Source organism: Dyadobacter sp. OTU695, from assembly GCF_038440355.1.
Lineage (GTDB): Bacteria > Bacteroidota > Bacteroidia > Cytophagales > Spirosomataceae > Dyadobacter.
The window spans coordinates 1-10,344 of sequence record NZ_JASATN010000044.1 but is presented as its reverse complement, the minus strand read 5'-3'; the positions used below and the strand labels follow the sequence as shown (position 1 = coordinate 10,344).

The following is a 10,344-nucleotide window of genomic DNA, read 5'->3' as shown; positions in this document are numbered from 1 at the left end:
CTCCTAACAAGATTCAGCACGTCATTCTATTTGTCAAAAAATAATATTGTCGATCAGCCGTACAGGGCCGAGGAAACTCGCTACGCAGATCGCATTAAGGCCGGAAGGACCGATTGTTTCAACCGGGAGCAGGGTTTTGATATCGATTACCTCAAAATAGTCGAGGGTAAATTCTTTGATCTTTTCAAATTCGCTTTTCGCCCAACCTACTACTTCGCAAACCTGCTTGCCAGCGCGGAGGTCTTCGCCCGACGCTGCGAGGATGCGGTAGATTTGCGGGGCGATAGCGCGCTCGGCGGAATTCAGCCGGGTGTTCCGCGAAGACATCGCCAGTCCGTCCGTTTCGCGAACGGTAGGGCATATGATCAGCTCCAATCCGAATGCGAGGTCGCTTACCAGCTGGCGTACTACCGATACTTGTTGCAAATCTTTCTGCCCGAAATACGCACGGTGCGGCCTTACGATATTAAACAGCTTCGAGACTACAATGCCGACGCCATTGAAATGCCCGGGCCGCGAAGCGCCTTCCATGACAGTTTCCAATGCACCGAAGTTCATTTTAACCACAGGTTGTTCGGGATACATTTCTTCCACCGACGGGGCAAAAACAGCAGAGCAGCCTGCATTTTCGAGCATGGCGCGGTCCGCCTCGAACGTTCTCGGGTATTTGGCCAGGTCCTCGGGGTTGTTGAACTGGGTAGGGTTCACAAACACGCTGCAAACAACGATATCATTGTCCTTTTTCGCGGCTTCGATCAGCGAAATATGGCCTTTGTGAAGGGCTCCCATGGTGGGTACGAGACCTACCGTTTTCTGATGAAAAATTTGCTGATCTAAGAACTGGCGAAGGCTTTTGACCGAAGTGAATACTTCCATGTAAAATTCGAAAACTGAGGGAGTAACCTGCGGGCTACGATTGCTTTTTAAAGATAGCGATAACCGTAAAGCAGATTATGGAAACATCAGGACAGGGAAATCCCAAACTGGGCGCAATATGACAATTAGTTTGGAATATCTTTTGAAATTGCCATTTTTTTTGTATAATTTTGCAAAACTTTTTTTCACAAACTGCTAAAAGATCTATGGAGAAACTACGAATTTTGTATGTAGCCAGTGAAATCAATCCTTTCCTCCAGACTACCGATGTTGCCGATTATGTTAGAAAGCTTCCTCAGGCAATGCAGGAAAGGGGAGCAGAGATCAGGATTCTGGTTCCGCGTTTCGGGTTGATCAACGAACGCAAAAACAGGCTTCATGAAGTAGTTCGACTGTCAGGAATCAATATTACCGTAGGAGATGAAGAAAAGCCGCTGATCATCAAAGTAGCTTCGATTCCAAATGCGAAGTTGCAGGTCTATTTTATAGACAACGATGATTACTTCCATCGCAAATCCGTTTTCTTCGATAAGGAAAATAACTTTTTCGATGATAACGACGAGCGCGCGATCTTCTTTTGCAAGGGTGTTTTGGAAACAGTTAAAAAACTGGGATGGGCCCCGGATGTGGTGCACTGTAATGACTGGATGACGGCTCTGATTCCATTGTACCTCAAAACCACTTACCGCAACGATCCGATGTTTAAGGATACGAAAAGTGTGTTTACCGTACACAACAATGCATTTGACTATAAATTCGATGCAGATTTGCAGAGCAAAGCCAAGGCCATGGACGTAAGTGACGAAGCGCTGGCACATTTGCATTCTGCCGATTTCGAAGGTTTTGTCAAAATCGGATGTGCTTATGCCGACGCGGTGCTGAAAGCCGAAGAGCATTGCAGCGCGAGCCTCAACGAAATTTTCAATAATGCACCGAAACGCGTGCAGCTCGACGAGCAGGATGAAAATTTCTCGGAGTCGTATTACAATCTCTACAATGATCTGGTAAGCTAACAGATAGATTTCAAAGGGCAGAAAAGCCGGCGATTTTAGAATCGCCGGCTTTTTTGTGTTTTTCAGGAATGGTGCGCGTGTTCGAGCACTGTTGGCAAATTGGATATTTTTTAGTATTTAATTAAAAATTAGCTTGCTAACGACCACTGTTTCCCATTTATTTGCCCTGTCTAGGACATACACAAAAATTAAAATATTTTAAGAATATGTGCGGAATTGTGGCTTATGTTGGAAACAGGGAGGCATATCCTTTGATTTTAAAAGGACTGAAACGTCTGGAATATCGTGGGTACGACAGCTCCGGGGTTGCATTTCTGGAAAACGGAGAATTGAATATTTACAAGAAGAAGGGGAAGGTGACCGACCTCGAAGCGGAGCTGAACGGAAAGCGCCTCGCTGCCTCGATCGGCATCGGCCACACGCGCTGGGCTACGCACGGCGAGCCTAATGACGTAAACGCGCATCCCCACTATTCGAATAACCGCCGTCTGTCCATTATCCACAACGGCATTATCGAGAATTACGCGTCGATCAAACAAAACCTGATCGGCAAAGGGCACAAATTCCTGAGCGATACCGACACAGAAGTACTGATCCATTTCATTGAAGACGTCCAGAAAGAAACGGGTGCTACGCTCGAAGCTGCCGTGCGGCTCGCGTTGAAGGAAGTAGTAGGTGCCTATGCCATTGTAGTTATGTCGCTGGATCATCCGGGACAGCTCATTGCAGCCCGGAAGGGCAGCCCGCTGGTCATTGGTGTTGGGGAAAATGAGTATTTTCTCGCATCCGACGCCACGCCGATCGTGGAGTATACAAAAGATGTGGTGTATCTGGATGACTACGAAGTGGCTGTGATCAGCGAAGGTAAGCTCAGCATTCAGCACCTTGAAAGTACCAAGGAAACCATTCCCTATATTCAGCGGCTTGAAATGGAGCTCGAAACGATCGAAAAGGGTGGTTACGACCATTTCATGATCAAGGAGATCTTCGAGCAGCCCCGCTCCATTGCAGATTCCATGCGCGGACGCCTGCGTGCGGACGACGCACACCTGCAACTCGGGGGTCTGAACGACTACCTTGACAAGCTGGCCCAATCCGACCGTGTGGTGATTGTCGGTTGCGGAACTTCGTGGCATGCCGGGCTCGTAGCCGAATACCTCTTTGAGGAGCTTGCGCGGATCAATGTGGAGGTAGAATATGCCTCTGAATTCCGTTACCGTAATCCGGTCATTAAGGAAAACGACATTGTAATAGCCATTTCGCAATCGGGCGAAACGGCGGACACCCTGGCAGCGATCGAACTTGCCAAATCCAAGGGGGCAACGATTTTCGGAGTTTGTAATGTGGTAGGGTCGTCCATCGCCCGCGCCACGCATGCAGGCGCCTATACACACGCGGGCCCGGAAATCGGTGTGGCCAGTACGAAGGCCTTTACGGCCCAGGTTACTGTGCTCACGCTGATGGCCATAGCCGTCGCGAAGCGTAAAGGCACGATTTCGGAAGAAACCTATCGCCGGTTGCTGATCGAGCTCGAAACGATCCCGTCGAAGGTAGATAAAGTGTTTGAGAATGCAGCCAAAATCAAGGAGATCGCATTTATATTTACCTATGCGCGAAATTTCATCTATCTGGGGCGCGGTCTCAACTTCCCTGTGGCCTTGGAAGGTGCATTGAAACTCAAAGAAATTTCTTACATCCACGCCGAAGGTTATCCCGCAGCGGAGATGAAGCACGGTCCGATCGCATTGATCGACGAGGATATGCCGGTGGTTTTCCTGGCCACGAAAGATAGTTCCTATGAAAAGATCGTGTCCAACATCCAGGAAGTGAAAGCGCGCAAAGGCCGTGTGATCGCAATCGTGACGGAAGGCGATACGCTGATACCCGGCATGGTCGATTTTGTGATCGAAGTGCCCAATACCCATGAAATTCTGACACCCCTTGTTTCCGTGATCCCGCTGCAACTGCTATCCTACTACATTGCAGTAATGCGGGGCCGGAATGTAGATCAGCCCAGAAATCTTGCCAAATCGGTTACCGTCGAGTAACGGAGGCGGACGCCGGAGAGCGGAACTATCACTGATAGTTTCGCTTTTTTGTTTTCAGAGTAGGGCGAAAATAATGTTCCCACGTTTTCGTTAGTTTTGCGCATGTTTGCCAACGGGACCAACTCTATGTACAAATTAATTTTTAGCATCAGCCTGCCTGTTTCACTGCTTTTATTGTCGGGCTGTAAAAAAGAAGGGCAGCAGAATTACGTTCCCAAACCCAAAGGCTATAACCGCATCGATCTTCCCGCTCACAGCTACCGTCAGCTTCCCGACAATTATCCTTACACATTTGAGTATTCCAAATACGCGGTGGTTGAGCCGGATACATTCAAAATGGCGGGCAAAGACTGGATTTTCATTAATTATCCACGGTTTAAAGCCAATATTCAAATTACTTATAAACCGTTGAACGGCGATCCGGCTTTGCTGAGGGCTTTCATCGACGATAGTTACAAGCTGGCGAGTAAGCACCAGATCAGGGCCTCGTCGATCCAGGAGCAACGTGTGCTGAGTAAATCGGGCCGGACGGCCTTGCTGTTCAGGATTGAGGGCGATGTGCCTAGTCCTTACCAGTTTTATACTACCGACAGCACCGGGCATTTCATGAGAGGCGCGATTTATTTTCCGACCGCCACCAAAAATGATTCACTTGCACCCGTCATCGATTATCTCGAGGCCGATATGGTTCAGCTCCTTAACACCTTGGAGTGGCGATAAAATTGCCTTATATTTGAATCTTACACCTCAACAGCACTCCCGATATGCCCAGAAAGCAACCCAAAAACCAGCTTCTCCTTGATTTTTCTGTCCGTGGTAACCGCATTGTCCTGCATTTGGGACAGGTAGAAAGCCAGCGGATCACGAATCAGCTGTTCGAAGGTTTGGTGAATGGAGACTGGATGATCGAACCGGCCGGCGAGGTGGCCGACATTTCCTATGCGCAGGATATTGTGCATCAGATCGGACACAAATTACCGTATCCCGAGGGCATCAAGATCGCGCAGCTACATAACGTAGACCCGCTTTTCAAAGGGTTCTCCGCGATTTACCATCAGAAAGGGTGGGTTTTCGTGAATGCGGCTTCGGATATCAACGAACGCAATTACCACATTCATTTGCTGACCGTATCGCTCGGTTTGCACACCATCTATGCGAATACGGCATCGCTGGCTGCCCGTTCGGAGCAGCTGATTTTCGAAGCATTACTGCCTTTTGAAGAAGTAGAAAGTTTTTTCAGGAACGATATTTCCAAAATGCCGGGCTTTCTGGCATCGGATATTGCCAATTTCTTTAAGGTACCATTCCCCATGGTGCTCAAAAGGGCATTGTCTTTAAAAATTATTACCGACGATCAGTACCGCAGCTTCATGACCGTCAACCCGAGCACCGCTGCCAAGCCACGCGAGTTGTTCTTTTCAAAAGACGGAACGATCGATGACCTGGAAGCGCAGCTTTTCTCGGGAGAATAATCCTAATTGTTTTTGACATTCATATTGCTGAGATCGGGCAGGGGGCTTACGGAGGTCCAACCACCGTCGACGATCAGGCTCTGCCCCGTAATATGCCCCGAATGAGGCGATAACAGAAACAATGCCGCATTGGCGATGTCCTCGCAGATCGCCGGCCTACCCATTGGCGTAATCGCCGACCACGTTTTGGGATAGGTAGGGTCTTCCGCCAATGTCCGCTCGGTTAAAGTTGCGCCCGGCGCTACGCTGTTGATCGTAATGCCATGCGGCGACAGTTCGATAACCAGGTTTTTAGCCAGCATTTCAAGGCCGGCCTTGGTCATCGCATAGGCACCCAGGAACTGGTGCGCCTGATGGCCTACGACGGACGACATCAGCAATATCCGCCCGCCCGATTTCTGTTTCCGCATTTGCCTGGCCGCCGCTTGTGTGAGCAGGAATGAACCCATTAGATTCACTTCCAGTACCTTCCGCAGGTTTTCGGCCGGATATTCAAAGAAGTCACCAAATAGCGTTATACCTGCATTGCAAACGGTCAATGTCAGTTTGCCAAAGCATTTGACCGCCTCGTCGACCATCGCTTCGATCACTTCCGGCTGGGAGGCGTCGCCTGAGAAGGCCACGCATTCGCCTTCCTTGTTGCGTATTTTCTTGGCTGCTTCGGCGGCGAGGGCCTTATTGGTATCGTTCAGGATAACTCCGGCGCCCTGGCAAGCCAGCTGTTTCGCTATTTCAAACCCTATGCCCTGTCCGGCACCGGTTACTATGGCCACTTGGTTATCAAAAAGTTGATTACTCATTGCAATGCTGTTAATGCGAATCTCTCGTTACTTTATCGCCTGAGCCTCCTTTGAGGAAATCGAGATCGGCGCCTTCGTGCGCTTGCGTTACGTGGGCGATGTGCAGGTGGACGTAACCCCGGTTATAGCCTAATTCGAGTGGTTTCCACAGTTGTCTGCGACGTGCCAGTTCTTCGTCCGAGACTTCCAAATGCAGCTTTCTGTTCTCCACATCCAGTTCAATATAGTCTCCGTCCTGTACCAAAGCCAGGTTCCCGCCCACAGCAGCTTCCGGCGATACGTGCAAAACTACTGTTCCGAATCCCGTTCCGCTCATGCGTCCGTCGGAAATACGTACCATGTCGATCACGCCCTGGGCGAGCAGCTTTTTAGGTAACGACATGTTACCAACTTCCGGCATGCCCGGATAGCCTTTGGGCCCTACATTTTTTAATACCAATATACTGTTTTCGTCCACATCCAGATCGGGATCGTCAAGGCGGGCTTTGTAATCGTCGATATCCTCAAACACAATCGCTTTGCCGCGATGCTGCATGAGTTCCGGTTTCAGTGAAGCCGATGGTTTGATTACCGCACCATTCTCGCACAGGTTTCCACGCACAACTGCCAGGCCCGTCAGGTCTTTAATAGGTTCTTCCATCGTGCCGATCACTTCCGGATTAAAGCATTCCGCACTCGCTGAGTTCTCGGCCATGGTTTTACCATTAGCCGTGATGACCGACTGGTGCAAAATAGCGCTAAGTTCCTTGATTACGACCGGTAAGCCGCCCGCGTAATAGAAATCTTCCATAAAATATCCGCCCGAAGGTTGCAGGTTAAGCAGCAGGGGGACTTTTTTACAGAGATCATTGAAGTCGTCCAGATGCAATTCGACACCAATGCGCCCCGCAATTGCCAGCAAGTGAATCACAAAGTTGGTGGAACCACCAATCGCCGCATTGATCATGATTGCATTCTCGAATGCCTCGCGGGTCAGGATTTGCGAAAGGCGAAGGTCTTCCTTGACCATATCCACAATACGCCGGCCCGACAAATGAGCCAGTACCTTCCGCCGTGAGTCGGCAGCCGGGATAGCCGCATTTTCAGGTAGTGTAAGCCCGAGCGATTCGACCATACAGGCCATTGTGGATGCGGTACCCATTACCGCACAGTGGCCATCGCTGCGGCACATGCATGCCTCGGCGGTGTAGAGTTCTTCCTGCGTGAGCTCGCCCTTGCGGTGCAGTTCACTAAAACGCCAAACGTCGCTGGTCCCGATGGTTTTGCCGCGGTAACGGCCCGTAAGCATCGGTCCGCCGGAAACTACGATGGTCGGAATATCCACGCTCGCCGCGCCCATCACGAGCGAGGGAGTCGTTTTATCGCATCCACAAAGCAATACTACCCCATCGATAGGGTTAGCACGGATCGATTCTTCCACGTCCATACTCGCAAGGTTACGGTAGAGCATTGCCGTGGGCTTAATGAGCGTTTCACCCAGCGACATCACCGGGAATTCCAGCGGAAAACCACCTGCTTCCCACACGCCCCGTTTCACGGACTCGGCCAACTCACGAAAGTGCCCGTTGCAGGGAGTCAGTTCCGAAAATGTATTACAAATGCCGATTACCGGTCTTCCTTCAAACTCATCAGCGGGGTAGCCCTGGTTTTTCATCCAGGCGCGGTAAATAAATCCGTCCTTACCCGATTTGCCGAACCAGCCCCTGCTGCGCAACTTGTTTTCTTCCATTATTTGCCATATTTTATGTCTTACAGGAAAAGGATGCGGGGAGTAAAAACTAATTCCGAACGCCCTTTAAAATAAAAAATCGTATATTCGGCTAACACGTGCCCGGTCTTATCCATGCTTTTTTTTAGAAATTGTAAACTGTTGCTTGTCTTGTCGTTACAACTGGCCGCCCTGCCAATCCACGCACAGTACTACCCGGATAATTTCATCGAAAAATTGTTAAAAAAGCACCCCGAGCGCTTCTCGCAAATCCTGCAAAACCCTGAAAAATATAAAGTGCAGGTGCTCTATACTAAGATCGACAGGAATAAAAACAATGTACCGCACTTTACTACGCATGGTTACCGGGTAAATACCGGCGAGTATTTTTATCCGGCAAGCACGGTGAAACTACCGGCGGTTGCGCTCGCATTCGAGAAGCTGAACAAGTTGGGCATCGACAAGTACACGCCGATGTTCACCGACGCCGTAAGACCTGAGCAAACAGCCGTGAAGACGGATACGAGCGCGGAAAACGGGCTGCCGTCGGTGGCGCACTATGCCAAAAAAATTCTGCTGGCAAGTGATAACGACGCATTCAACAGGCTTTACGAATTTATAGGGCAGCAGGAGTTTAACGACAGCCTGCACAGCAAAGGTTTTAAAGATAGCCGCATCCTGCACCGCCTCGATTCGCCGATCGGGCCGGAGAATAACCGTTATACTAATCCTATCCGTTTTGAAAAGGATGGCAGGATCGTTTTCGAGCAGCCTGCGAAGTATAATGAGATGGAATATCATGCGCCCGCGCCGATTATGCTGGGCAAGGGCTATATGAAAGACGGCGCTTTGGTGAATGAGCCGTTTGATTTTACCAAAAAGAACTTTTTCCCGCTCGAAGAACAACACCGGCTGTTGAGAACGCTCTTTTTTCCGGACCAGGTGCCAGCGTCACAGCGGTTTAATCTGACGGAGGAGGATTACCGGTTTATGTACCAGTACATGTCGCAGTTCCCGGTTGAAACGAGCTATCCGGCGAGTTATACCGATGACTATTACGATGGTTTTGTAAAATTCCTGCTTTTCGGCGCTACTAAAACGAGACTTCCACGGCATATCAGGTTGTTCAACAAATGCGGGGATGCGTATGGCTTCCTCCTTGACAATGCCTATATCGCTGATTTTGAAAAGGGGATAGAGTTTATGGTAACCGCGGTGATCTACTGCAACGAGGACGGGATTTTCAATGACAATAAATACGATTATGAAACGGTGGGTTTCCCGTTCATGGCTAATCTCGGGAAAACAATCTTTGAATACGAACTCGAAAGAAAGCGCCCGAACCGGCCGGATTTAAGCCGTTTTGAAGTGCAGTATGATAAATGATCAGCGGGTTCTGAACTTCAACCGCGGGGCGATCTGACAAATGTAGAGGTTGATAAGGTGGCCCGCGATCAACAACCCGGAGCCTGCGTAACCCAGCCAAGAAAAAGCCTGATGCCGACCCTCGAAAATCAATGAAACGGAGAAAATCGCCAATGCGCTCCAAAGCAGGATGCGGACACCCAGCGAGCGGTGATCGCGCGTGGCATAGTAAACCGCGACGCCGTTGATAAGGATAAAGAAGTAATCGAGAGAAATGAGGCCGATATGCGAATGGTTATGTGTAGCCACCGATGAGCCGAATGCCAATGCAGGGACCAGTATGCAATGGATAATGCACAACACAGATCCTAAGATCCCAATGTAGTCGGCCTTGCCATGTGAGTGTACTGCTTTCATTTTCCTACCTACAATAATGTTGCAAAAATAGCACCGTTGTTCCGAACTTGCAACAGGGTTGCAGAATATTTTTCAGGTATGCGCACCCGGTCCGTGAAAGTGTAATCGGAATCCTTGGAATTTGAGCCGGTTAGAACTTAACTTTGATGCGAAAGGTTTTAGGAGGGAGGAATTATCAAACTGTTGGGAACAATGGACCAATTAAGAGACACGCTGAAAGTGCACCACTTGCGGACGACCACCTGCCGCGAAGACGTGCTTTCAACATTTATCAATCGTAAGAACGCATTATCGCACGGTGATTTGGAAGGAGCGTTGGGAGAGAATTACGACCGTGTTACCATATACAGGACTCTCAAAACGTTCCTTGAAAAAGGCATTATCCACAAGGTCCTGGACGACGAAGGCCTGCGCTACGCATTATGCTCGCACAGCTGTTCCGAAGAAAAGCACCAGCATGACCACATTCACTTCAAATGCAGCGCGTGCGGTGAAACCAATTGCCTAGAAAACCTGCATATTCCGGCGGTACAATTGCCGGAGGGTTATAATCCAGAACATTTCAATCTGCTGATACAGGGCGTTTGTCCCAAATGCAACTAAACGAAAAGAGATTGTATCAAAAAGAGCAAAATCACACTTCGT

At 49.4% G+C, this 10,344-nt stretch carries 10 protein-coding genes; 6 read left to right on the top strand and 4 right to left on the bottom strand.

What is annotated here, in order from left to right:
* Positions 1–33: 33 nt before the first annotated feature.
* Complete coding sequence (gene panC, locus AAHB90_RS32175; protein ID WP_342089440.1) at positions 34–876, bottom strand: pantoate--beta-alanine ligase; 843 nt, start codon at positions 874–876, stop codon at positions 34–36.
* A 206-nt stretch (positions 877–1,082) separates the two neighbouring features.
* Between panC and AAHB90_RS32170 the strand changes: the two genes are divergently transcribed.
* From AAHB90_RS32170 to AAHB90_RS32155, 4 genes are all read left to right on the top strand, one after another.
* Positions 1,083–1,889, top strand: coding sequence for a glycogen/starch synthase (locus AAHB90_RS32170; RefSeq protein WP_090380574.1), 807 nt, complete (start codon positions 1,083–1,085; stop codon positions 1,887–1,889).
* A 206-nt stretch (positions 1,890–2,095) separates the two neighbouring features.
* Positions 2,096–3,937, top strand: coding sequence for a glutamine--fructose-6-phosphate transaminase (isomerizing) (gene glmS, locus AAHB90_RS32165; protein WP_342089439.1), 1,842 nt, complete (start codon positions 2,096–2,098; stop codon positions 3,935–3,937).
* A gap of 126 nt (positions 3,938–4,063) precedes the next feature.
* Entirely contained in the window at positions 4,064–4,657 is a 594-nt protein-coding gene (gene gldD, locus AAHB90_RS32160) for a gliding motility lipoprotein GldD (protein WP_342089438.1), read from the top strand.
* Between the two features lie 44 nt (positions 4,658–4,701).
* The gene (locus tag AAHB90_RS32155) at positions 4,702–5,409 is read left to right on the top strand and encodes a hypothetical protein (protein WP_342089437.1); all 708 of its coding nucleotides are present in this window, start codon (positions 4,702–4,704) and stop codon (positions 5,407–5,409) included.
* Positions 5,410–5,411: 2 nt separating this feature from the next.
* Here the strand turns inward: AAHB90_RS32155 and AAHB90_RS32150 are convergent, their stop codons facing one another.
* Together AAHB90_RS32150 and AAHB90_RS32145 are read right to left on the bottom strand one after the other, a co-directional pair.
* Complete coding sequence (locus AAHB90_RS32150; RefSeq protein WP_342089436.1) at positions 5,412–6,209, bottom strand: SDR family NAD(P)-dependent oxidoreductase; 798 nt, start codon at positions 6,207–6,209, stop codon at positions 5,412–5,414.
* 10 nt (positions 6,210–6,219) lie between these two features.
* A complete protein-coding gene (locus AAHB90_RS32145; protein WP_342089435.1) occupies positions 6,220–7,938 on the bottom strand; it encodes an IlvD/Edd family dehydratase in 1,719 nt (572 codons plus the stop codon).
* A 150-nt stretch (positions 7,939–8,088) separates the two neighbouring features.
* Between AAHB90_RS32145 and AAHB90_RS32140 the strand changes: the two genes are divergently transcribed.
* The gene (locus AAHB90_RS32140; protein ID WP_342089434.1) at positions 8,089–9,303 is read left to right on the top strand and encodes a serine hydrolase; all 1,215 of its coding nucleotides are present in this window, start codon (positions 8,089–8,091) and stop codon (positions 9,301–9,303) included.
* Here the strand turns inward: AAHB90_RS32140 and AAHB90_RS32135 are convergent, their stop codons facing one another.
* Positions 9,304–9,699 (bottom strand): MerC domain-containing protein, encoded by a 396-nt coding sequence (locus tag AAHB90_RS32135; protein ID WP_342089433.1) that lies wholly within the window; start codon positions 9,697–9,699, stop codon positions 9,304–9,306. It lies immediately after the preceding gene.
* Between the two features lie 192 nt (positions 9,700–9,891).
* On the opposite strand from AAHB90_RS32135, the gene AAHB90_RS32130 reads away from it, so the two are divergent.
* Positions 9,892–10,302: a Fur family transcriptional regulator gene (locus AAHB90_RS32130; protein WP_342089432.1), complete on the top strand. Its 411-nt coding sequence runs from the start codon at positions 9,892–9,894 to the stop codon at positions 10,300–10,302.
* Positions 10,303–10,344: the final 42 nt, after the last annotated feature.